The following is a 22,131-nucleotide window of genomic DNA, read 5'->3' as shown; positions in this document are numbered from 1 at the left end:
AGATTAGAACAGCTCCCAACTAATGAAGAAGTGGCTGATTAAGAAATTTAATCTAAATTTTAGTCTTTAGCGTCCTAAAAAATACCATTTGAATTAATGTTGTTTTTTAGTTAGTTCGTATGATAAGATAAAAATTCATCTTAAGAAACAAGATATGAATAAATTAATTAGAAGTTAAACACTTCACAGAAGTTGACGGACGACAAGTCATGTGATATGATAATAAAGTTGAATTCGTAATTCTTTTTTAATAAAGTCTAGTGATGATGGCGAAGAGGTCACACCCGTTCCCATACCGAACACGGAAGTTAAGCTCTTCAGCGCCGATGGTAGTTGGGGGATTCCCCCTGTGAGAGTAGGACGTCGCTAGGCTTACCATATTTTACAACTTCGTAGAAGTTGACATTGAGAAATGCATATGGTAAGATGGTTATTGTCTCGTAAGAAACAAGTAATCTCCTAAAGATTGCTTTTTATTTTCTAAGTTAACTTCACAGAAGTTGACAAAGAAGAAGTATTATGATATAATGATTAAGTTAACTCGTTTGATCTAACAAAAGTTTTTGTTGGTGAAAAACATGTTGACATTAATAATCCAAAGTGGTAACTTAATAAAGTTGTTTTTAAAAAAGTTCTTTGAAAACTGAACACAATAAACAAGCGTCAACGTTTAATCTATTTTTAATTTTTTATTTGAGCAATCAAATATCTCTTATTGGAGAGTTTGATCCTGGCTCAGGATGAACGCTGGCGGCGTGCCTAATACATGCAAGTCGAGCGGATTAAAGGAAGCTTGCTTCCTTTAATTAGCGGCGGACGGGTGAGTAACACGTGGGCAACCTGCCTGTAAGACTGGGATAACTTCGGGAAACCGGAGCTAATACCGGATAATATAAAGAACCTCATGGTTCTCTATTAAAAGATGGTTTCGGCTATCACTTACAGATGGGCCCGCGGCGCATTAGCTAGTTGGTGAGGTAACGGCTCACCAAGGCAACGATGCGTAGCCGACCTGAGAGGGTGATCGGCCACACTGGGACTGAGACACGGCCCAGACTCCTACGGGAGGCAGCAGTAGGGAATCTTCCGCAATGGACGAAAGTCTGACGGAGCAACGCCGCGTGAACGATGAAGGCCTTCGGGTCGTAAAGTTCTGTTGTTAAGGAAGAACAAGTACGAGAGTAACTGCTCGTACCTTGACGGTACTTAACCAGAAAGCCACGGCTAACTACGTGCCAGCAGCCGCGGTAATACGTAGGTGGCAAGCGTTATCCGGAATTATTGGGCGTAAAGCGCTCGCAGGCGGTCTTTTAAGTCTGATGTGAAAGCCCCCGGCTCAACCGGGGAGGGTCATTGGAAACTGGGAGACTTGAGTGCAGAAGAGGAGAGTGGAATTCCACGTGTAGCGGTGAAATGCGTAGAGATGTGGAGGAACACCAGTGGCGAAGGCGACTCTCTGGTCTGTAACTGACGCTGAGGAGCGAAAGCGTGGGGAGCGAACAGGATTAGATACCCTGGTAGTCCACGCCGTAAACGATGAGTGCTAAGTGTTAGGGGGTTTCCGCCCCTTAGTGCTGCAGCAAACGCATTAAGCACTCCGCCTGGGGAGTACGGTCGCAAGACTGAAACTCAAAGGAATTGACGGGGGCCCGCACAAGCGGTGGAGCATGTGGTTTAATTCGAAGCAACGCGAAGAACCTTACCAGGTCTTGACATCCCTATGACCGCTCTAGAGATAGAGTTTTCCCTTCGGGGACAAAGGTGACAGGTGGTGCATGGTTGTCGTCAGCTCGTGTCGTGAGATGTTGGGTTAAGTCCCGCAACGAGCGCAACCCTTGATCTTAGTTGCCAGCATTCAGTTGGGCACTCTAAGGTGACTGCCGGTGACAAACCGGAGGAAGGTGGGGATGACGTCAAATCATCATGCCCCTTATGACCTGGGCTACACACGTGCTACAATGGATGGTACAAAGGGCAGCAAAACCGCGAGGTTAAGCGAATCCCATAAAACCATTCTCAGTTCGGATTGCAGGCTGCAACTCGCCTGCATGAAGCTGGAATCGCTAGTAATCGCGGATCAGCATGCCGCGGTGAATACGTTCCCGGGCCTTGTACACACCGCCCGTCACACCACGAGAGTTTGTAACACCCGAAGTCGGTGGGGTAACCTAAGATGAAACTTGTTTCATCTAGGAGCCAGCCGCCTAAGGTGGGACAGATGATTGGGGTGAAGTCGTAACAAGGTAGCCGTATCGGAAGGTGCGGCTGGATCACCTCCTTTCTAAGGAAACTGAATCTCTTATGAGATTCATAAAAAGACGCTTGATTTATTGTGGTCAGTTTTGAAGGAACTTTCCTTCTATTAGAATTCGTACCTTGAAAACTAGATAACGTAACAAGACATTCATTAAGAATTAAAACCAAAGTAATAAACTGTAAAGTTTTTACGACTTTAACTTAGGTTAAGTTAGTAAGGGCGCACGGTGGATGCCTTGGCACTAGGAGCCGATGAAGGACGGGACTAACACCGATATGCTTCGGGGAGCTGTAAGTAAGCTTTGATCCGAAGATTTCCGAATGGGGAAACCCACTGCTCGTAATGGAGTAGTATCTCTACCTGAATTCATAGGGTAGTTGAAGGTAAACCCGGGGAACTGAAACATCTAAGTACCCGGAGGAAGAGAAAGCAAACGCGATTTCCTGAGTAGCGGCGAGCGAAACGGAAAATAGCCCAAACCAAGAGGCTTGCCTCTTGGGGTTGTAGGACACTCTGTACGGAGTTACAAAAGAACGAGGTAGATGAAGTGATCTGGAAAGATCAGCCACAGAAGGTAACAGCCCTGTAGTCGAAACTTCGTTCTCTCTAGAGTGGATCCTGAGTACGGCGGGACACGAGAAATCCCGTCGGAAGCAGGGAGGACCATCTCCCAAGGCTAAATACTCCCTAGTGACCGATAGTGAACCAGTACCGTGAGGGAAAGGTGAAAAGCACCCCGGAAGGGGAGTGAAAGAGATCCTGAAACCGTGTGCCTACAAGTAGTCAGAGCCCTATGATTTTTCCTTCGGAAAATATCAGGGTGATGGCGTGCCTTTTGTAGAATGAACCGGCGAGTTACGATCACGTGCAAGGTTAAGTTGATAAGACGGAGCCGCAGCGAAAGCGAGTCTTAAGTAGGGCGCATGAGTACGTGGTTGTAGACCCGAAACCAGGTGATCTACCCATGTCCAGGGTGAAGTTCAGGTAACACTGAATGGAGGCCCGAACCCACGCACGTTGAAAAGTGCGGGGATGAGGTGTGGGTAGCGGAGAAATTCCAATCGAACTTGGAGATAGCTGGTTCTCTCCGAAATAGCTTTAGGGCTAGCCTTGAATTTAGAGTCTTGGAGGTAGAGCACTGATTGGACTAGGGGCCCCCAACGGGTTACCGAATTCAGTCAAACTCCGAATGCCAAAGACTTATATTCAGGAGTCAGACTGCGAGTGATAAGATCCGTAGTCAAGAGGGAAACAGCCCAGACCACCAGCTAAGGTCCCAAAGTATACGTTAAGTGGAAAAGGATGTGGAGTTGCCCAGACAACCAGGATGTTGGCTTAGAAGCAGCCACCATTTAAAGAGTGCGTAATAGCTCACTGGTCGAGTGACTCTGCGCCGAAAATGTACCGGGGCTAAACGTATCACCGAAGCTGTGGATTGTTCTTTTAGAACAATGGTAGGAGAGCGTTCTAAGTGCAGTGAAGTCAGACCGGAAGGACTGGTGGAGCGCTTAGAAGTGAGAATGCCGGTATGAGTAGCGAAAGAGGGGTGAGAATCCCCTCCACCGTATGCCTAAGGTTTCCTGAGGAAGGCTCGTCCGCTCAGGGTAAGTCGGGACCTAAGCCGAGGCCGAAAGGCGTAGGCGATGGACAACAGGTTGAAATTCCTGTACCACCTCCTCACCGTTTGAGCAATGGGGGGACGCAGAAGGATAGGGTAAGCGCGCTGTTGGATATGCGCGTCCAAGCAGTAAGGCTGATTCGTAGGCAAATCCGCGAATCGTTAAGGCTGAGCTGTGATGGCGAGGGAAATAAAGTACCGAAGTTCCTGATTTCACACTGCCAAGAAAAGCCTCTAGCGAGGTGAGAGGTGCCCGTACCGCAAACCGACACAGGTAGGCGAGGAGAGAATCCTAAGGTGTTCGAGAGAACTCTCGTTAAGGAACTCGGCAAAATGACCCCGTAACTTCGGGAGAAGGGGTGCTTATTAGGGTGAATAGCCCTGATAAGCCGCAGTGAATAGGCCCAGGCGACTGTTTAGCAAAAACACAGGTCTCTGCGAAGCCGCAAGGCGAAGTATAGGGGCTGACACCTGCCCGGTGCTGGAAGGTTAAGAGGAGAGGTTATCGCAAGAGAAGCTTTGAATCGAAGCCCCAGTAAACGGCGGCCGTAACTATAACGGTCCTAAGGTAGCGAAATTCCTTGTCGGGTAAGTTCCGACCCGCACGAAAGGTGTAACGATCTGGGCACTGTCTCAACGAGAGACTCGGTGAAATTATAGTACCTGTGAAGATGCAGGTTACCCGCGACAGGACGGAAAGACCCCGTGGAGCTTTACTGTAGCCTGATATTGAATTTTGGTACAGCTTGTACAGGATAGGTAGGAGCCTTAGAAGCCGGAGCGCCAGCTTCGGTGGAGGCGTCGGTGGGATACTACCCTGGCTGTATTGAAATTCTAACCCACATGCCTAAATCGGCATGGGAGACAGTGTCAGGTGGGCAGTTTGACTGGGGCGGTCGCCTCCTAAAATGTAACGGAGGCGCCCAAAGGTTCCCTCAGAATGGTTGGAAATCATTCGTAGAGTGTAAAGGCACAAGGGAGCTTGACTGCGAGACCTACAAGTCGAGCAGGGACGAAAGTCGGGCTTAGTGATCCGGTGGTTCCGCATGGAAGGGCCATCGCTCAACGGATAAAAGCTACCCCGGGGATAACAGGCTTATCTCCCCCAAGAGTCCACATCGACGGGGAGGTTTGGCACCTCGATGTCGGCTCATCGCATCCTGGGGCTGTAGTCGGTCCCAAGGGTTGGGCTGTTCGCCCATTAAAGCGGTACGCGAGCTGGGTTCAGAACGTCGTGAGACAGTTCGGTCCCTATCCGTCGTGGGCGTAGGAAATTTGAGAGGAGCTGTCCTTAGTACGAGAGGACCGGGATGGACACACCGCTGGTGTACCAGTTGTTCTGCCAAGGGCATCGCTGGGTAGCTATGTGTGGACGGGATAAGTGCTGAAAGCATCTAAGCATGAAGCCCCCCTCAAGATGAGATTTCCCATAGCGCAAGCTAGTAAGATCCCTCGAAGATGACGAGGTTGATAGGTCAGAGGTGGAAGCACGGTGACGTGTGTAGCTGACTGATACTAATCGATCGAGGACTTAACCAAACTAAAAAGCGAAGAAGCCAATTTACATCCATAGGATGTGCTTTCTGGAGCTAGATTCAAAATGAATGTATGAACGTTATCTAGTTTTGAAGGAATGAATTCCCTATTGAACATCTTCATGAAAGATTGTAAGATAGGAAATGTTCTTCAAGATTGAATAAAAAATCAATAAAAAAACTTCGCAGAAGTTGACAGGCTATTTTGTGTATGTTATACTAAAATAGTACTTGAGTTTATAGATGGCCCGTTGGTCAAGCGGTTAAGACACCGCCCTTTCACGGCGGTAACACGGGTTCGAATCCCGTACGGGTCACCAAATTTCTTTGATATATGTAAATAACTTATTTTTTGGAGGATTAGCTCAGCTGGGAGAGCACCTGCCTTACAAGCAGGGGGTCGGCGGTTCGATCCCGTCATCCTCCACCATATGCCGGTGTAGCTCAGTTGGTAGAGCAACTGACTTGTAATCAGTAGGTCGAGGGTTCGACTCCTTTCGCCGGCACCACTTATTCACAAGATATAATACAAAACTTCATTTATTACCGAGTATATTTCAAAATATATTTCTATTTTGAGCCATTAGCTCAGTCGGTAGAGCATCTGACTTTTAATCAGAGGGTCGAAGGTTCGAGTCCTTCATGGCTCACCAAAGTTTTTTAGTGATTACAAAATAACTCACAATTTGCGGGTGTGGCGGAATTGGCAGACGCGCTAGACTTAGGATCTAGTGTCTTTGACGTGGGGGTTCGAGTCCCTTCACCCGCATTATGCGGAAGTAGTTCAGTGGTAGAACACCACCTTGCCAAGGTGGGGGTCGCGGGTTCGAATCCCGTCTTCCGCTCCAGATTCAACTGTGCCGGGGTGGCGGAACTGGCAGACGCACAGGACTTAAAATCCTGCGGTAGGTGACTACCGTACCGGTTCGATTCCGGTCCTCGGCACCAAAGATTTTTACGATAGAAACAAATATAAAGCGCCCGTAGCTCAATTGGATAGAGCGTCTGACTACGGATCAGAAGGTTATGGGTTCGACTCCTGTCGGGCGCGCCATATTTTTAACGGGAAGTAGCTCAGCTTGGTAGAGCACTTGGTTTGGGACCAAGGGGTCGCAGGTTCGAATCCTGTCTTCCCGACCACTATTTCATTTGGGGCCTTAGCTCAGCTGGGAGAGCGCCTGCCTTGCACGCAGGAGGTCAGCGGTTCGATCCCGCTAGGCTCCACTTATATACGGAGGAATACCCAAGTCCGGCTGAAGGGATCGGTCTTGAAAACCGACAGGGGTGTTAAAGCCCGCGGGGGTTCGAATCCCTCTTCCTCCGCCATATAATTTTGATATAATTCAATAATTCTTATCATCGCGGGGTGGAGCAGTCTGGTAGCTCGTCGGGCTCATAACCCGAAGGTCGCAGGTTCAAATCCTGTCCCCGCAACCAAACGCTTACTTACTTGTAATACTTACATGGCGTTTTGCGAAAAATACCGAAGATTTTCTAAACAAATTTACTAAGTAAATGTCTTAATCAAGTTAAAATTAATTAAGGTCCCGTGGTGTAGCGGTTAACATGCCTGCCTGTCACGCAGGAGATCGCCGGTTCGATCCCGGTCGGGACCGCCATTTAAATTTGGCTCGGTAGCTCAGTCGGTAGAGCAATGGACTGAAAATCCATGTGTCGGCGGTTCGATTCCGTCCCGAGCCATCTGGTATTTATTAAAATTGGAGGGGTAGCGAAGTGGCTAAACGCGGCGGACTGTAAATCCGCTCCCTGAGGGTTCGGCGGTTCGAATCCGTCCCCCTCCACCATTATGGCGGTTGTGGCGAAGTGGTTAACGCATCGGATTGTGGTTCCGACATTCGTGGGTTCGATTCCCATCAGTCGCCCCATATAACTTTTTCGGGTATAGTTTAAAAATAAACCTTATTAAATTGATGCGGGTGTAGTTTAATGGTAAAACCTCAGCCACAAGCAATACATCCATGAATAATCTTCGAGTTGCTTCGACGCATTCACTTCTATGATAGAAGAGGAAGAAGCATGTAAGGCCATAGTAAGGCTCTAAAGGCTATCTAATATTATAATAATTAATGCGGGTGTAGTTTAATGGTAAAACCTCAGCCTTCCAAGCTGATGTCGTGAGTTCGATTCTCATCACCCGCTCCATACATACAATGATATCTATAGAATATCCTCTTGCTAACTCAATGGGCTATAGCCAAGCGGTAAGGCAACGGACTTTGACTCCGTCATGCGTTGGTTCAAATCCAGCTAGCCCAGCCATTTTAATATTCATCCCTTTCAAGGGCCTATAGCTCAGCTGGTTAGAGCGCACGCCTGATAAGCGTGAGGTCGGTGGTTCGAGTCCACTTAGGCCCATTATATTCTGCGCCTTTAGCTCAGTTGGATAGAGCAACGGCCTTCTAAGCCGTGTGTCAGAGGTTCGAATCCTCTAAGGCGCGTCACAAAAAAGGCGATAAAGCCCGTCAAATCAACCTTCTATAACGTTAAATGAAACGGTCAATGCATCGGTCAAATACCGAAATGCACTCGATATTTCATTGCGATATAGGAGGTTTTTTCATGCCGAAAAAGAAGCAAATATTTACAGTTACGGACGAGCTCAACGATATCTTTTCGCCAGCTCAACCGATAAAAGAAAAAGTCGACACAACTCGGCTAACAATTAGTCAAGCGTTAGACACGGTCAGCCGACAAATGGAAATCAGCGGTAATAGACCGAGAACCATCGGTGACTACAACATACACGTTAATTACTTCGTTAAATTGACCGGGCTAACGTACTTAGACGAAATCAACGCGGATCGTATTTACGAATACCTCGCGAAGCAGAATGTATCTAACCAGTCGAAATTAACACGCCTGAAGTGTATTAAAGCCTTCCTATCGCGTTGTTTTGATAACGGATGGATAAAGACTCGTTACTGGAAAACGATTAACGTGAAGGTCGATAACAACGTTAAAGAAGGAGCAACAGATAAAGATATTAAAGTCTTACTATCGGTGCTCGACTTAAATGACTTCGTTCAATTAAGAGACGCTACTGCTGCGTTATTAATGTATAAGACTGGTATCCGTATAAATACGATTGTTCACTTGGAGAATAGGCATATTGATTTCGAAAATAAGTTGCTGCGACTGGATGGCGAGATCATGAAAAACCATCAGCAACTATTATTGCCATTTGACGATACCCTACATCGGTTACTAACTGTCCTAACGAAGCAGAATGACGCTGTAAGACGAGAATATAAAGAAAAGAATGAATACGTATTTGTCACGAAGTTTGGCGGTATCGTATCGAATAGTGCCTCGCATAATAACATCCAGAAACGTTTAAATAAATACGCGAAAGAATACGGGTTGAAGAATATTAATCCGCACGCTCTTAGACGCGGTTTCGCTAAATCGTTATTGAGTAAAGGCGCTAATATCGTGGAGATATCGAAGGCGCTCGGTCATAGTAATTTAGCGGTTACAACGCAGTATCTACATTTAGAAAAAGAAGAAGTAGCAGAGAATCTTCGCAAGTTTTTATAGGCGGCCAATCGGTCGTCTATTTTTTTTGTGCCGAAAATGTCCGAGATAAGGTATTGGCGCGTCAATATAAGTGTAAGACGAAAAAGTCACACGGTAAACTTTTAAAAAACTGCGCGAGGTCGGAGTTTCGTTTCGTCTAATATAGTAGGGAGGTGGTTTTGTGGAATCCGCGCAAGAATTGCTAGACGCAGGTTTTTCAAAAACTAAAACAGCTGAAATGATAGGGGTGCACCACTCTAAGATATGCAGACTAGTGGATATCGGAGAGCTGGAGATATACTTACCTTTTGATGATGGCGACGATAAACATCAAAGTAAAGATTTATATGAGTGGTTATGGGAAGAAGACGAATTAGAAGCACTACTCTGGAAAGGCTACGATGAAGGGAAAGTTGATATCAATGCTGTACTCGGAGAGAGGTATTACAGTGTAGGCAGGTATGTCCAGAATAATTATAAAAACTTTCATTTGTTTTTAGCACAAAAAGGGTTCTTACCGCTAGAAGATAATTTCTTCAAAACATGCTCGACTTGCGGTGAGAGTAAGCAATTAAAAAACTTCTCGAAGAGAAAGGGAGAATTCGTATTTGGGTTAGAGCCTCAATGTAATAGATGCGTAGAGGGCAGAGTGAGAAATAATCTCATTAATAACGAAAGCTATAAGGACCGTTGTAAGGTAGTGGGTAAAAAATGGAGAGATAGAAATAAGGATAAATTATATGTATACGGGCATATAAGGAGAGCTAGAGAAAGTAATCTTTTAAACGACTTGACAACGGAGCAGTTAGAAATCACTAAATTATCTTTTAGTGGATGCGCTCTAACCGGAGATAAAACCTACCATATGGATCACGTAATACCGTTAGCGATTGGTCATGGCGGAACAACATACGGTAATATGATTCCGCTAAGAAGCGACTTAAATATATCTAAACACTGTAACAATATTTTTGAATGGTTCGAAGCTAATAGGCAGCGCTTCGAGCTATCGCAAGAACGTTTCGATACTCTAATCGATTGGCTGGCGTCGGCAAACGCTATGACCGTAAAAGAGTATCGAGAGTATGTTTACTGGTGTCACGCGAACCCTTGCGATGTTAACGATAAGGGAGTGATATAACAAGTGTCCGATAAAAACTTAGTATCAGTCGAAACACAGTCGGAATACTCCGCGACAACAGGTAAAAAAGAAACCCGCATATTTCTGAAAATGTACGTGGATGCAGTTCACAGCGGACTAATCGCAGATATGGGTCCTGAGCGATGGCAGACGTTATGCACAATCGCAGCTTTCATGAATGCAAACGGTGAATGTTACCCAACGCAATACATGATCGCTGACCGACTGAAGGTGAAACGCGAGACAGCTAACCGAAGGATAAAGTCGTTATGTGAGTATCGATGGAACGGTAAGCCGTTAGTTGTGAAGGAGCAGGTAAGAAAAACCGAAACACAGCAGTGGGATAACGTTAGGTATACGATACTCCCAGTCAGTCATTTAGCTATATTCGGCCATGTGACGTAGAGGTCACGCCGTTAAGCCGCACACGGCTCGACGTCACACTAACTAGAACTAAATAATAACTAGAACTATAAGAACTAGATTAAAAGATTGCAGCGAGTAAAAACCACTCACTGCTACTATATATTATCTGCGTAAATATTTAATAAAAGATATTACGCGAAAAAAGAAGGTAGCAACGATTGGAATGAGTTGCAATGTTTTAAGGAAGGAGGAAAAGCGATATGGCTTTAGACATTGTTATAAATAACGATTATAAAATTACTAGTGATTCGTTAAATGTAATCATTAATAGAAGTATAACCATTGACCCGACGAAATCACCTCGATGGAAAGAAGGCATGGCGACGGAGATCCGAGAAGAATGGCGTGAGGTTGCTTATTTTCCAAACATCATTCAAGCTGCGGATTGGCTAATGAACCAACACATACGAGATTCTCGCGCTAACACTTTATTAGACCTCGTAGACGAAATAAAACGATTTGAGCGTGAAATTACTGCGAAATTAACGCGATAACTACTGAGTAATACCACATAAGTATCGGAGGTGATAAAGTGGCTAAAAAGAGCGATGTAACGCTTCTACGGGAGCACCTAAAACAACGCCACACAGAGCTGTATGGAATCGACTATGTAACTCGTAATCATGCCGTCGAAGGTCGTTGGCTCAAGTCGATGATCACAGAATTTGGCGCAGATGTTGTTAAACGATTTATTGACGAATGTTTTGCGGAATATAAGCCGACGAAACAGTATCCGGGCCTCAACTTCGCATTCATGTTTTCGTATCAACGATCACGAATCTTACCGCGAATATTGGCCGAAGTAAAACGCGAACAGGCACGAACTGCACGGGTAAGTCATCCGGTGATTGCTGACGAAGATTTAAACGATTGGCTATAAAAAGGGAGGCGAACCGATGGGTCGTATCATTGTCAACGCGGTTGAATACGACACCAAGATAAGCAGATTAAACAAAGCACTGGTCAAAGACTTTTTAACCGAAAAGAAGGCGCAACAGAAAACGGTCAACACGTTAAAGCAATACAACTATGATATGCGAATTATCTTAACGATTATCTATCGTCACTATGATAACAAGGCATTAACGGAGCTCACTCGTAAGGACATCCGCAACATGGCGATTTTATTCCAAGATATGCAGATGAGTAACGCGAGGGTTAACCGGTTACTGAGTACATTACGGTCTGCACTCGAATATTTTGCGGATGATGACGAAACTGACGATTATGAGTTTAACGTTGGATCTCGAGTAAAAGGATTGCCGAAAGCACCCGTGAGAGAAATTACGTTTCTAACAGAGGAGCAGGTTCACTGGCTCCGCGATACCTTGTTCGACCAAGGTAAGTTAGTTCAAGCGGTATATCTAATGTTATCGTACACAAGTGCAGCAAGACGAAACGAAGTACACCAAGTATTAAAAGAGGGGTTGGCGGAAAAGTTTTCAACCAATACTGTCATCGGCAAACGGCAGAAGAAATTCAAATTGTATTATGACGATGATACTAGGCAAATTATCGTCAAGTACCTGGAGTGGCGCGGTGAGGACGATATACCCGAGCTATTCGTAAAGGTTATGAGAGATGGAAGTAAACGATTCGTTCACCCGTCAACGTTTAACTATTGGTGTGACGAGTTTGGCCGAATGCTAACGATTAGAGAAGGCAAAAAGATTCACGTTAACCCACACTGCTTCAGGCACACCCGACTCGAGGTGCTATCCCGAAAGAATGTGCCGATTGAAAAACTGAAAACACTAGCGAATCATAACGACATTTCGACGACAGCTTCGTACTTGGCGGATCGAGGCGAGGAGGACATCGCAGAGATATTCGGAATGGCGGCAGACGATTTTAAATAGGAGGCAACAATGATTGATTACACGGAACACATCGGATTAGTACACAAAGTAATAACGAATTTATTCGGCAGCCACGATAACGCTCGTACAGTTGCGAATCGAAAGGGAATCGACTTAGACGATCTCATTCAAGTCGGTACGATTGCGCTATGGGAATCAGCGGAGAAATTCGACGAATCAAAAGGATTTACGTTTTCCACTTACGCTTTTAAGAACATTCGATTCTTGATAATGTCGGAGATTAACCGAAATAACCCGATTCATATATCGATGCACATACCGACAAGTGAGCGTATTCGAATTAACAGTAATGTCGTTTGGGCGGATAAAGAATTCGGGGAGCAGTCTTTATTCGGAAAGGTATCTGCGCCAGTTAACGTTGAGGATGAGGCGATCACTGAAGCGGATTTATCACGAATGCTCGACGCGTTAAACGAAAGGGAGCGTTACATTATAAGTGCGCGATTAAACGAAGTATCGTTCCGCGAGCTAGGAGCCGAGATGGGATTATCGCACCAGGGCGTGCACTTGATATTAAAGAAGGCTATCAAGAAATTGAAAGCTAGAGGGATATATTGCTGATCGTGGCGGAGAAGATATCGCTGAAATATTTGGAATGGATCCTTCGCATTTTAGTTAAGAGAGGGAGGTTTAACGTATATGACACAATTCGAAATAGAAATGGAAGAGTTTTTCGCTTGGTTAGACTCATTCGTCGGGCCAAAAGAGAGATAAAAGAGTTATTTGATTCAGTTTTAACCAAAAATCCGAAATGACAGAGGAGAGTTAGAATATGTTCCAAATGGGCGATATTGTGAGATTCAAAAAACGAGAAGTTCAAAAGGGGTTATTTGAAATCACAGGCACTTATGAAGGGAAGACATATCATTATGCAATAACAAATGACGAATGTGATACAGAACTATTCGTAAATAAAAAAGAGGTAATTTTAGTTTGTAAGGTTGGTAATAGAGAAGACCTTTAATATGCGCTTCGGAGAAAGAGCGATCAAAGACAAAATTTATAGAAAAAGTAGGTGAAACATGAAATCAACAAAATACCAACTACTTAAAGGTGATTATGATTTTGTTTGTAGAGAACTGAAACAACGTAGAGAAATGATTGAGGAATTGCGGAAAGAAAATGAAGTGTATCGAAAAGCATTAAAGTTAGTCATTCAAAACTCAACGTCGGGGCATGTTGAATTAATTTGCAAGAAAGCGTTAGGTCATAACGAAAATTGTAAAATATGTGAAGGCAAAGGGAAACCTCCTAATTCTGATTATAGTTGTGCTTATTGTGGAGGTTCGGGAACTAATTGGAGAAATCAGTAAAAGATGAATTTTAAAGCGTTTATGACCAAAAGTACGCAGTAAAGGAGAGTTTGAAAATGGATAATGATGAAAAAATCAGTAAATGGATTAAACAAATGGAGTCAGAAGGAAAGACGAGAGACGAAATAGCAAGAGGGGTATTCGTTTCTAAAAGTCCGAACGGAACATTTACTACCTATAAATTAAGTAAATCAGGTAAAACGAAGTATAACCTAAATATCCATATTGGAGCGTTAAATCTTGATGAAATGTAGTTCGCAGTTCGGGTAAAGTTTGCTATAAAAAGGCGATTTGTTTCAGAAAGTTGGTGAATGAATGAAAGGTAAAATCAAAGAATTAAAAGAATCGTATTCAAAGTTTTTTGTTGAAGTTCGTAGTGGTGTAGTTTATGGATTTTCAAAAGATGAAGTGGAAGATATGGAATTTCTATTTAATACAATCGAACAACTACAAAAGGAAAAAGAGGAATTACGTTTAGAAGTTTGTAGGTTATACGATAAGTATTGTCAATAAACTAAGTAAAATATGGATTTTATAGCTTAGTAGAAAGGTGGAATGAAGCGTGGCTTTTTTGAGATATAACTGCGAATGTGGGTTTCGTAGTATGGAATTACCTAATAATGCTACATGTCCTGAATGTGGTATGATTTTAGTTTCATATTTTAATACACTTTCCGATAAAGCGGTAAAAGAATTAATGGGTATAAAAAAACAAAGCGAGGGAGATGGGCGGTATAAAGAATGAACAGTTTTTGAACAAGATTCTTCATGGAGATTGTTTGGAGTGGATGACACAGATAAACGATGATTCAGTGGATTTAATAATAGTTGATCCTCCTTATTATCAAGTAAAAGGAGAGTTTGATTTTGTATTTGAATCAGAAGAACATTATCTATTTTTTATGAAAACTTGTCTTAATCAGTTTACCAGAGTTTTAAAACCTACTGGTTCAATGTACGTATATTGTTCTCAGCAAATGGGAGCGTATATTGATTTGATGTTAAGGGATGTAATTGATATAAAAAACAGATTGATATGGTACAGAAGTGGCGGGGTATCACCTAAGAAGAAATTTAAATTATCTCACGAACCCTTGTTTTATTGTGTAAAAGACATTGATAATCACACTTGGAATGTGGACGAAATAAGAGTGTTAAGTAAATACGCAGACAAAGATAAAAGGCTAAACCCGAACGGCAAAGTTCCTGATGATGTTTGGGAAATTCCGAACTTAGTTGGAAAGAAGAAGGAAAAGGTAAATCATCCTACTCAAAAACCTTTGCAGATATGCGAAAGAATTATAAAAGCCAGTTCCAATATCGGTGATACTTTATTAATTCCTTTTGTCGGTAGCGGTTCTGAGTGTGTTTCTGCTATTAAATTTAATCGGAATTTTATAGGGATCGAAAAAGAATGGGACTACTGTGAGATTGCTAATGAAAGAATAAAAGAAGCATATAAACAAAACTCAATAAAAAAGTGATTTGAATGAGAAGGTGAAAAAGAATGAGAGTAGATAAAACGTTATCTGAATTATGGTATTTGGTTGATAATAGTGATGTTGGAGAAGTTGCGAAAATGGCTATAAATACTATTCAAAAATTACAAAAACCAGAAAGTAAAACGGATAAAAAAACATTAGATTTTGTTAAATATTTAGTTATAGATATTCAAAAAAATTATCCCGTATCAACGGAAGAAGCATACGAAGTTGTCATAAATTCTATGAAGAACATGAGACGAGGAATATTAAACGATGCTTTACATTTAATTGAAACTGACAGAACTGATTTTAATTAACTGAATAAAACTAATGATAAAAAGGAGGAATCGAAGTGATGTTTACTTTAAAAGAATTGCTGAATAAAAAAGAAGAATTAAAAGAAATTTCTGACTTACCTATTGAAGATTTTGTGGGATGGGGCGGGTGGGAGAGAATGATCGACAGTCATATTAAGACATTGAAAAAGGTTGAGCGATACGAAAGGGCATTGCTTTCAATTCACAATATAGAGGCAATGTTTCTTGTTGGTGACACGGAAGGTAAGTACTGCTATAAAAAAGCACATGACGAAATGTTAAATACTGCAACTAAGGCATTATACGAAACAATTAAAAAATAAAAGCCCTCAACTAGAGGACTTTGAAGGGTTAGGTTGATCTTTTAGAATAACCCATGTTTTACCGATTTTCTTAGCTTGAATTTTGCCACTCGCGCAAAGGTTTTTAATGTATCCAGAGGAAAGCCCCCAAAGTTTGGAAGCTTCCTCAACGCCTATAATGTTATCTAATTGATTCATTACCCTAACATCCTTACTGTGTTTTCTTCAATTTTAGTAAGCCTACTTGTTAAGTCAATTGGTTCAGGTGCTTGGTAATTTTTCAACTCTTTGCATTTTGCTTCAAATGTTCCAAGCCCTTGTACTTTGAATGATACACCGTTGATGTTAGCGAAGATGTTGTTTCCTAATTCTTTAATTGCTGCTTTAACCCCATTTTCATTAGCAATTGTTTGAAGCTTTTCGATTCTTGTCATTTTGTTTTCCTCCTTGTTTATGCGTTATCGCATCTCTTGTATATAATATATCATGTGCGTTATCGCATGTCAATATACTTTTAAAAAAAATATTTCGAGGTGATTTTATGGTCAATTTTTTAATCAAAGTAAATGGCGATTATTACGCAGGGACTAAAGAGTTTGATAATGCGCCAGCATTGATAGTTGTAACAAAAAATAAAAGTAATGCGAAAGTATGCGAGGGTTTAGTGAATATGAAGAGTCATTGGGAAAGGATATATAACGCAATGAAGAATGATAACGACATAGTGAATACTATTGAAATTTTTAAAGTTGAGGAGTCGGGTAATGGACATAAAGGTTAACACAACTTCCAAGGTGATCTCAGAATGGAATGGGATATATACATTAGTTTATTTTATAAATGGAAAATTAACAGGAATTATGGCTTTTGAAGTACAAGATAAAACTCAATGAAAATATCATTTGATGCCCTATTTTCTTATGCGAAGTCTATAATCATATTAAAGGGAGTGATCACAAATGTCGGTTAGCAAGCAGAAGCTACAACGATTTATCGACTTGCAATTATTCGAAATTGATCAACTTAACCAGTCACATCAAATTACGGCAGCAAGAGCCGAAGCACACCGTATCTACACGTTATTAGACTATTACCTTAGCGAAGGCAAATTCGATGAGTGAACAACGAAAAAAGCGAGCCGATAACGACTCACTTACGTTTTTCAAGGATGATAGCGTCCGCTAAGATAGCTAATTGATTCACCTTTTTGTCACCGTACTTAGCTTTATGTGCGACAGCCCGTTCCTTACGTTGTTTAGCTCGATCCAATCGCCCTTGTTCGTCTTTCATTGCCTTAACGAGTAAATCACGAACCTCAGTCGGCATATCCGATTGACTTTCGAACCATTCTTTAACGATATTTAATTTACGTTGACTCACTAAAACCATCTCCCTTTGCGTTGTTAATACAGTATATGCACGAGGGTGACGATGTATGACTAAAAATTTACGGAGGGAGTGACGATATTTTGACGTCAACCAACGAAACGAATTGCCTGCTTGCACCGGGCTGTAAATACGCGGGTCAATCGGCAAACTGTCATCGAATGTGTGGAGCTTTTATCTGCGTTAGATGGTGCGGTCGGTATTCATGTGGCAGGGTTGTGGTTTGGTGAATTTAATCAACCTAAAATAACGCAAGGTGATAAAGCGGTAACAGGTATGTTAATCGAAACAAGCGCAACAGGTGGAGATAACTTTGGGGCATACATTATTAACATTAATAACCCTGATATTATGGGAACTGGTTCTAATGTAGGTGCTTATAATATTCGCACAAAACAGACAACTGGAGATACTCATTTTGTTACTCATTTAAAGATTAATGAAGGATGGTCTCAAGGTGGAGGCTATGGTCTTTATCTCGATTCCGTTTATGGTGGTAAAGTTGACGGATTTACACCAGAAGGCGGATCGAAAGACGGTATCTTTTTAAACAATTGTGCAGATGTTATTTTATCTCCCGGTGAAATTGTAGGGTATCAAGGGTATGGAATTAATTTTACTGCTAATAATCAAAGTATTTCTCTGTTTATGCCGAATAGAACGAATACAGGTGGAACGTTAGGGTTTATCAATACCACTAATTATAGACCTGTCATATTCGACAGAAACCTTATACAATTATTTGCAAGTCGAACAGACCAAACATACATGGTGCAATTAGTGTCAAACATGGACTATGCTAATGCAATGGCTTTAAAGGTAAGAGGTGGAGGAACAACAGACCACCAAATTATCAGTTGGAGTGAGACAAAGGGCGTTGATATTTACGGTGCAGTAGCTGATAAAATAAGTCTTGGTTCACCGACTGTTATTGCAGAAAGAGCAACAACTCAAGTGCCTAACAAGTCTATTTTTATTGATTCCGCTGACGGGAAATTAAAGTTTAAAGATGGTACAGGTATTGTTAATTTACTGTACTAAGTGGAGGTGAAAACAAATGACAATCAAACGAATACCAAGTGATATGATCGAGAATCGAAACACGAAGGTAAAATTAAGCGATGAAATTGGGGTTTCAAACAGAAAATTAGAAGATGTTTCAACTGCATACGCAACAACCTTTAAAACAGATTTAAACGATTGGGGTCAAGCGATTAACGAGGCAATTAATAGTATCGGGAGAGGTAGGGTTCTATTACCTGCAGGGGATTTAACCTATACTAATCCAATTATTCAAAAACCTATGATTGAGATTATAGGGCAAGGAATTGATGTTACTGTTTTAAAGCCTGTAGGATGTCATGGTATAACAGCACCATTAAATGACTTTTTTAGATTCGCAAAAATAAAAGATTTAACCATACAAGGTGATAATGCAGGAGATTTAACAATATATGATAATACTAAGAACGGTATAAATTGGGACACAACAAAAGAACAATATCAATGTAAAATAGAACGTGTACGAGTTCTTAATATGAAAGGTAAAGGTGTGTATTCACCGTATGATTTTAATAACGTATATGATGAAGTATTTGTTTCTTTTTGTGGTGGACATGGAATAGAAGTAGCAGGTTTAAACACCTCAACACTTAAAAACTGTTACGTTGATTATATAGCACCAGGTAAAGTCGGCTATCGAGTTTACCAAAATGCAGTTTTAATATCATGTAATGGACTTGGCGGTAGTGGTGATTATTGGGGTGTTTTTGGTAGAAATAACGGACAATTTGAAGATAGTAATAAAGGGCAATCACAATATAATATTATCTTTATTGGTTGTAACATAGAGGATTGGAAAAAAAGAGGTTGCACGTTTTTATATAGTGGTGGTTTCCAATTTATATCGACTACTATTTATGCACCCGCAACAGGAACATTTGAATATTATATATACGCACAAAATATCTCGAAAATGTCTAACATAGATGGTAGCTCAGTGTTTCAAAGCAAAGGAGCAACAAAACAATTTGTTGAAACTATCTATTCAGACATTAACAATCCACAGTTACAAATATATAATGGTGAGTTAAAGTTTGAAAACGCAACTGGTTTATCTGTTAAACTACCAACAAATAAAGTAGTATATGATTCCTATCTACAGAACGCATTGGAATTTGATTATGCAAATATTAAAGGAATGTCATACTACTATCTTGGTGGAAAAAAACACACTTTTGGGACAGAAATACCAACATCGGGAACGTGGGCTGTAGGTGATACAATACACAACACGAATACTACAATAGGTGCGTGGGCGGGATGGAAATGTATCACGGCAGGAACTCCCGGAACTTGGCGCCCTTTTGGACAAACAGGTGTTAGAATGATACCAACAACATCGAGACCTACTTTAACCATTAATGATATAGGTTATACGTATTTAGATAGTACACTATCACCAAACGGTAAGCTTGTTACATGGAACGGTACGAATTGGGTAGATGCAACAGGTACTATTGTTTAAAATATGTCTTTGTTTCAGAAAAATATCGAGTATCACAGAGGGCTTATTTAGTCCTCTTTTTTATTTATAAAAATTAAAGGAGTGTTGTAAATGTCTAAATTATCGAATTATCTCGAAAGTGCGTTATTAAATCATGTGTTACGTGGTACTGCAATGACAGCACCTGCGGGAGTTTACGTTTCCCTTCATACGGCTGATCCGACAGATGCAGGAGGTTCAGAAGTTACAACAACCGCTTACCCTGCCTACACTCGTAAACAAGCGACGTTCAACGCACCAGTAAGCGGAGCAAACTCAACAACGGTAACAAACTCTGCTGAATTATCGTGGACTTACGATGGTGCTAGTAGTCTAACAATCTCACACGTTTCAATCTATGACGCTTCAACAGCAGGGAATTTATTATGGCATGGCGCATTATCTGCGAGTAAGACAGTGGCAAACGGTGACATTTTCAAGATTGGCGCAGGTAACTTAACAGTAGGACTTGATTAATTATGAAGAAGTCCATTAGAGGAAATATCAAAACGAAATTACAATCCGACAAAGATTTAATTGTATCTGACATTAACAAATATACGCTGTGGAAGTTAGACACGCAGAATATTGTGGATATTGAAACAGGCGAAGAATCTTTCGCCTTTGAAGCTTGGTTAAATGACAGCAAAGACGAGTTTGGTTTATGGGCTGATATGAAAAAACACGTTGATAAGCATAAGTTGAAATCCAAGATTGATAAACACGATTGTACGCATGATGAACAACATAAAAAGCCATGTGTAATTGCGGAAACCTATGAGGTGATGTGATGGCTTATAACGTTCAATTGGATGGCGTAGACGATTACGCAGTTGTAGCTGGAGACAGTCATATAGGGTTGGACTTAACAAATCATTTTAAAATTTCCATAACGTTTTCCCCTAGTGACTTATCATCATCACAAAAATACTTACTATCAAAAGCTGTTGATGGTGGCGATGCGTATTCGATAATTTGGGAATACACAGACAATAAAGTTGAATTTTATTCTTTTAAATACACAGGAGATAACCCTAGAACTGGTTCAGCTATCACTATTACCGACACAAACAAGCATACGATTTCTTATGAATATGATGGAGCGATTTTTAGAGGTTATTTGGATGGTGTGGAACAGTTTTCTCTTGCTAAGTCTTTTTCTCTTATCGCTACGGGCGGTAGCACGAGACCACTTTATATAGCAAGGTCATCAGGTAGCAACTATTTTAAAGGTAATCTGTATGATACGACAATCCTTAAAAATAATGTTGTGGTCGCAGAATGGTTAATGGATGAAGGAACAGGTGCTACGCTTTATGATACAAGTGGAAACGGAAACCACGCAACTCTATATGGTGGAACGTGGGTAGACGATGGAACAGGCGGTACTACTACCACTCACGAAGGAACAGCCACTCTAAACGGTCTAGGAACGGTTACAGTAAGTGGTAATCGTGAAACATTCGCCAATGGTTCGCTACTTGGTCAAGGCTCGTTAACAGCTACGATTCAACGGATTGTATCGGGTGACGTTTCATTACTAGGTAGTGGTACACTAACAGCCGATTCATCGAGTAATGCTGTACACCTCGCAGAAGCGATTTTAAGCGGTCTAGGAACGTTAAATACGAGCGGGCAACGTGTAACGTTAGCTAATGCTACATTCAACGGAGAAGGAACGCTTAACGCAATCGCAGGCAATGTAACAGTTATCACTGGTGAAGCGAATTTAACGGGTGTTAGTTCGATTGTAGCCGAAGGGTTGCGAGTGGTTAGCGGATATTCCACGATGAACGGTTCAGGCTCGATTACAGCCGAAGTCACAAAAGAAATCACAGGGAACGCTTCTTTATTCGGTCAGGGTACGTTAACCGCCAATCCTTCTATGATTTATATTGTGGATGCGGAATTAATCGGAACGAGTACATTTGAAGCTATACCGGGTGAAAAGATTGAGTTAATCGGTACGATGCGACTAGAAGGGCAGCAAGTATTAAACGTCTACTTAGTCGGTAAACAAGAGCTAAACGTCAACTTAAAGGGGTTGATACATTAATGACAGCGACAAATCAGAGTTTTACGATGATTGCAGGAGATACGAAGAATATCACGGTCAATGTTACAAATGACAGTGGAACAGCGTTAAACTTATCGGGTGCAACCATTAAATGGGTAATGAAAAAACGTGTTACCTCCACAGAGAACGATTTATTAAAAACCGATATTACGATTGTGGGTGACGGTGTGATACAGATTAAGTTAGTTCCGATTGACACAGTTTCGCTAAGAGGTACGTTTTATCACGAATGCGAAGTGACAGACCAGTACGGGAACGTATCAACTATCTTTACGGGAAATATTACGATTAATCCTACTGGTGTATAAACGCA

26 protein-coding genes, 20 tRNA genes and 3 rRNA genes are annotated in these 22,131 nt (G+C 41.7%); 46 read left to right on the top strand and 3 right to left on the bottom strand.

The window, feature by feature from the left end:
* The first annotated feature begins 256 nt into the window (after positions 1-256).
* From rrf to BK579_RS20345, 38 genes are all read left to right on the top strand, one after another.
* Positions 257-372: ribosomal RNA gene (gene rrf / locus BK579_RS20535) — 5S ribosomal RNA — on the top strand.
* A 340-nt stretch (positions 373-712) separates the two neighbouring features.
* Positions 713-2,281 (top strand): 16S ribosomal RNA (locus tag BK579_RS20530).
* A gap of 179 nt (positions 2,282-2,460) precedes the next feature.
* Positions 2,461-5,414: ribosomal RNA gene (locus BK579_RS20525) — 23S ribosomal RNA — on the top strand.
* Together the 16S, 23S and 5S rRNA genes with 20 tRNA genes alongside form the textbook arrangement of a ribosomal RNA operon.
* A 241-nt stretch (positions 5,415-5,655) precedes the next feature.
* Positions 5,656-5,730: transfer RNA gene (locus BK579_RS20520), tRNA-Glu, on the top strand.
* A gap of 34 nt (positions 5,731-5,764) precedes the next feature.
* A tRNA-Val gene (locus tag BK579_RS20515) sits at positions 5,765-5,840 on the top strand.
* A 3-nt stretch (positions 5,841-5,843) separates the two neighbouring features.
* A tRNA-Thr gene (locus tag BK579_RS20510) sits at positions 5,844-5,919 on the top strand.
* A gap of 68 nt (positions 5,920-5,987) precedes the next feature.
* Positions 5,988-6,063 (top strand) — tRNA-Lys (locus BK579_RS20505).
* Between the two features lie 35 nt (positions 6,064-6,098).
* A tRNA-Leu gene (locus tag BK579_RS20500) sits at positions 6,099-6,179 on the top strand.
* A gap of 4 nt (positions 6,180-6,183) precedes the next feature.
* A tRNA-Gly gene (locus tag BK579_RS20495) sits at positions 6,184-6,258 on the top strand.
* 11 nt (positions 6,259-6,269) lie between these two features.
* Positions 6,270-6,358 (top strand) — tRNA-Leu (locus BK579_RS20490).
* 29 nt (positions 6,359-6,387) lie between these two features.
* A tRNA-Arg gene (locus BK579_RS20485) sits at positions 6,388-6,464 on the top strand.
* Positions 6,465-6,473: 9 nt separating this feature from the next.
* Positions 6,474-6,550, top strand: a tRNA-Pro gene (locus tag BK579_RS20480).
* A gap of 11 nt (positions 6,551-6,561) precedes the next feature.
* A tRNA-Ala gene (locus tag BK579_RS20475) sits at positions 6,562-6,634 on the top strand.
* 9 nt (positions 6,635-6,643) lie between these two features.
* Positions 6,644-6,736, top strand: a tRNA-Ser gene (locus BK579_RS20470).
* 34 nt (positions 6,737-6,770) lie between these two features.
* Positions 6,771-6,847, top strand: a tRNA-Met gene (locus BK579_RS20465).
* Positions 6,848-6,953: 106 nt separating this feature from the next.
* Positions 6,954-7,029, top strand: a tRNA-Asp gene (locus tag BK579_RS20460).
* 9 nt (positions 7,030-7,038) lie between these two features.
* Positions 7,039-7,111, top strand: a tRNA-Phe gene (locus BK579_RS20455).
* Positions 7,112-7,130: 19 nt separating this feature from the next.
* Positions 7,131-7,215, top strand: a tRNA-Tyr gene (locus tag BK579_RS20450).
* A 5-nt stretch (positions 7,216-7,220) separates the two neighbouring features.
* Positions 7,221-7,296: transfer RNA gene (locus BK579_RS20445), tRNA-His, on the top strand.
* 203 nt (positions 7,297-7,499) lie between these two features.
* Positions 7,500-7,573: transfer RNA gene (locus BK579_RS20440), tRNA-Gly, on the top strand.
* A 42-nt stretch (positions 7,574-7,615) separates the two neighbouring features.
* A tRNA-Gln gene (locus BK579_RS20435) sits at positions 7,616-7,690 on the top strand.
* 22 nt (positions 7,691-7,712) lie between these two features.
* Positions 7,713-7,786, top strand: a tRNA-Ile gene (locus BK579_RS20430).
* A 9-nt stretch (positions 7,787-7,795) separates the two neighbouring features.
* Positions 7,796-7,869: transfer RNA gene (locus BK579_RS20425), tRNA-Arg, on the top strand.
* A 121-nt stretch (positions 7,870-7,990) separates the two neighbouring features.
* Positions 7,991-8,968, top strand: coding sequence for a tyrosine-type recombinase/integrase (locus tag BK579_RS20420; protein WP_078548696.1), 978 nt, complete (start codon positions 7,991-7,993; stop codon positions 8,966-8,968).
* 160 nt (positions 8,969-9,128) lie between these two features.
* Entirely contained in the window at positions 9,129-10,088 is a 960-nt protein-coding gene (locus BK579_RS20415) for an HNH endonuclease signature motif containing protein (RefSeq protein ID WP_078548694.1), read from the top strand.
* 96 nt (positions 10,089-10,184) lie between these two features.
* Entirely contained in the window at positions 10,185-10,493 is a 309-nt protein-coding gene (locus tag BK579_RS20410) for a helix-turn-helix domain-containing protein (protein WP_235848494.1), read from the top strand.
* Between the two features lie 221 nt (positions 10,494-10,714).
* On the top strand, positions 10,715-11,008 hold the full coding sequence (locus BK579_RS20405) for a hypothetical protein (protein WP_078548693.1): 294 nt from the start codon (positions 10,715-10,717) through the stop codon (positions 11,006-11,008).
* Positions 11,009-11,046: 38 nt separating this feature from the next.
* Positions 11,047-11,394, top strand: a complete 348-nt coding sequence (locus BK579_RS20400; RefSeq protein ID WP_235848493.1) for a hypothetical protein — start codon at positions 11,047-11,049, stop codon at positions 11,392-11,394.
* Positions 11,395-11,410: 16 nt separating this feature from the next.
* Positions 11,411-12,373 (top strand): tyrosine-type recombinase/integrase, encoded by a 963-nt coding sequence (locus tag BK579_RS20395; RefSeq protein ID WP_078548688.1) that lies wholly within the window; start codon positions 11,411-11,413, stop codon positions 12,371-12,373.
* 9 nt (positions 12,374-12,382) lie between these two features.
* The gene (locus BK579_RS20390; RefSeq protein WP_078548685.1) at positions 12,383-12,955 is read left to right on the top strand and encodes a sigma-70 family RNA polymerase sigma factor; all 573 of its coding nucleotides are present in this window, start codon (positions 12,383-12,385) and stop codon (positions 12,953-12,955) included.
* A 220-nt stretch (positions 12,956-13,175) separates the two neighbouring features.
* A complete protein-coding gene (locus tag BK579_RS20380) occupies positions 13,176-13,358 on the top strand; it encodes a hypothetical protein (RefSeq protein WP_235848492.1) in 183 nt (60 codons plus the stop codon).
* Between the two features lie 58 nt (positions 13,359-13,416).
* Positions 13,417-13,707 (top strand): hypothetical protein, encoded by a 291-nt coding sequence (locus tag BK579_RS20375; RefSeq protein ID WP_078548676.1) that lies wholly within the window; start codon positions 13,417-13,419, stop codon positions 13,705-13,707.
* A 56-nt stretch (positions 13,708-13,763) separates the two neighbouring features.
* Positions 13,764-13,961 carry a hypothetical protein gene (locus BK579_RS20370; RefSeq protein WP_078548674.1) on the top strand — a complete coding sequence of 66 codons (198 nt, stop codon included), beginning with the start codon at positions 13,764-13,766 and terminating at the stop codon, positions 13,959-13,961.
* A 61-nt stretch (positions 13,962-14,022) separates the two neighbouring features.
* Positions 14,023-14,220: a hypothetical protein gene (locus BK579_RS20365; RefSeq protein ID WP_078548672.1), complete on the top strand. Its 198-nt coding sequence runs from the start codon at positions 14,023-14,025 to the stop codon at positions 14,218-14,220.
* Positions 14,221-14,269: 49 nt separating this feature from the next.
* On the top strand, positions 14,270-14,452 hold the full coding sequence (locus BK579_RS25835) for a hypothetical protein (RefSeq protein ID WP_078548669.1): 183 nt from the start codon (positions 14,270-14,272) through the stop codon (positions 14,450-14,452).
* Positions 14,433-15,191, top strand: coding sequence for a DNA-methyltransferase (locus BK579_RS20355; RefSeq protein WP_078548667.1), 759 nt, complete (start codon positions 14,433-14,435; stop codon positions 15,189-15,191). Before BK579_RS25835 ends, BK579_RS20355 begins: the two co-directional genes overlap by 20 nt.
* A gap of 23 nt (positions 15,192-15,214) precedes the next feature.
* The gene (locus BK579_RS20350; RefSeq protein ID WP_078548666.1) at positions 15,215-15,508 is read left to right on the top strand and encodes a hypothetical protein; all 294 of its coding nucleotides are present in this window, start codon (positions 15,215-15,217) and stop codon (positions 15,506-15,508) included.
* A 35-nt stretch (positions 15,509-15,543) separates the two neighbouring features.
* Entirely contained in the window at positions 15,544-15,831 is a 288-nt protein-coding gene (locus BK579_RS20345) for a hypothetical protein (protein WP_139365129.1), read from the top strand.
* Positions 15,832-15,837: 6 nt separating this feature from the next.
* On the opposite strand, the gene BK579_RS20340 is transcribed toward BK579_RS20345, so the two are convergent.
* Together BK579_RS20340 and BK579_RS20335 are read right to left on the bottom strand one after the other, a co-directional pair.
* The gene (locus BK579_RS20340; protein WP_078548662.1) at positions 15,838-16,008 is read right to left on the bottom strand and encodes a helix-turn-helix domain-containing protein; all 171 of its coding nucleotides are present in this window, start codon (positions 16,006-16,008) and stop codon (positions 15,838-15,840) included.
* Entirely contained in the window at positions 16,008-16,244 is a 237-nt protein-coding gene (locus tag BK579_RS20335; RefSeq protein ID WP_078548659.1) for a hypothetical protein, read from the bottom strand. Before BK579_RS20335 ends, BK579_RS20340 begins: the two co-directional genes overlap by 1 nt.
* Positions 16,245-16,574: 330 nt before the next feature.
* Here BK579_RS20335 and BK579_RS26830 point away from each other — a divergent pair, with 330 nt between their 5' ends.
* Together BK579_RS26830 and BK579_RS25830 are read left to right on the top strand one after the other, a co-directional pair.
* Positions 16,575-16,703: a hypothetical protein gene (locus tag BK579_RS26830; protein ID WP_268876530.1), complete on the top strand. Its 129-nt coding sequence runs from the start codon at positions 16,575-16,577 to the stop codon at positions 16,701-16,703.
* A gap of 66 nt (positions 16,704-16,769) precedes the next feature.
* Positions 16,770-16,931: a hypothetical protein gene (locus BK579_RS25830; RefSeq protein ID WP_169891204.1), complete on the top strand. Its 162-nt coding sequence runs from the start codon at positions 16,770-16,772 to the stop codon at positions 16,929-16,931.
* A 28-nt stretch (positions 16,932-16,959) separates the two neighbouring features.
* On the opposite strand, the gene BK579_RS20325 is transcribed toward BK579_RS25830, so the two are convergent.
* Positions 16,960-17,190: a hypothetical protein gene (locus BK579_RS20325; RefSeq protein WP_078548652.1), complete on the bottom strand. Its 231-nt coding sequence runs from the start codon at positions 17,188-17,190 to the stop codon at positions 16,960-16,962.
* A 171-nt stretch (positions 17,191-17,361) separates the two neighbouring features.
* Here BK579_RS20325 and BK579_RS20320 point away from each other — a divergent pair, with 171 nt between their 5' ends.
* The 6 genes from BK579_RS20320 to BK579_RS20295 all read left to right on the top strand — a co-directional run bounded on the left by BK579_RS20320 (position 17,362) and on the right by BK579_RS20295 (position 22,126).
* Entirely contained in the window at positions 17,362-18,237 is an 876-nt protein-coding gene (locus BK579_RS20320; protein WP_078548649.1) for a hypothetical protein, read from the top strand.
* 16 nt (positions 18,238-18,253) lie between these two features.
* Entirely contained in the window at positions 18,254-19,723 is a 1,470-nt protein-coding gene (locus tag BK579_RS20315; RefSeq protein ID WP_078548646.1) for a right-handed parallel beta-helix repeat-containing protein, read from the top strand.
* A gap of 90 nt (positions 19,724-19,813) precedes the next feature.
* Positions 19,814-20,218, top strand: coding sequence for a phage tail fiber protein (locus tag BK579_RS20310; RefSeq protein ID WP_078548643.1), 405 nt, complete (start codon positions 19,814-19,816; stop codon positions 20,216-20,218).
* A 2-nt stretch (positions 20,219-20,220) separates the two neighbouring features.
* On the top strand, positions 20,221-20,532 hold the full coding sequence (locus BK579_RS20305; protein ID WP_078548640.1) for a hypothetical protein: 312 nt from the start codon (positions 20,221-20,223) through the stop codon (positions 20,530-20,532).
* Positions 20,532-21,797 carry a LamG domain-containing protein gene (locus BK579_RS20300; protein WP_078548638.1) on the top strand — a complete coding sequence of 422 codons (1,266 nt, stop codon included), beginning with the start codon at positions 20,532-20,534 and terminating at the stop codon, positions 21,795-21,797. Before BK579_RS20305 ends, BK579_RS20300 begins: the two co-directional genes overlap by 1 nt.
* Positions 21,797-22,126 (top strand): hypothetical protein, encoded by a 330-nt coding sequence (locus tag BK579_RS20295; protein ID WP_078548636.1) that lies wholly within the window; start codon positions 21,797-21,799, stop codon positions 22,124-22,126. The genes BK579_RS20300 and BK579_RS20295 overlap by 1 nt, the downstream gene beginning before the upstream one ends.
* Positions 22,127-22,131: the final 5 nt, after the last annotated feature.

The organism is Litchfieldia alkalitelluris, from assembly GCF_002019645.1.
In the GTDB taxonomy this organism is placed as follows: Bacteria; Bacillota; Bacilli; order Bacillales; family Bacillaceae_L; genus Litchfieldia; species Litchfieldia alkalitelluris.
Note: the sequence above shows the minus strand (reverse complement) of the source record. Positions and strands in the feature narration are given on the sequence as shown.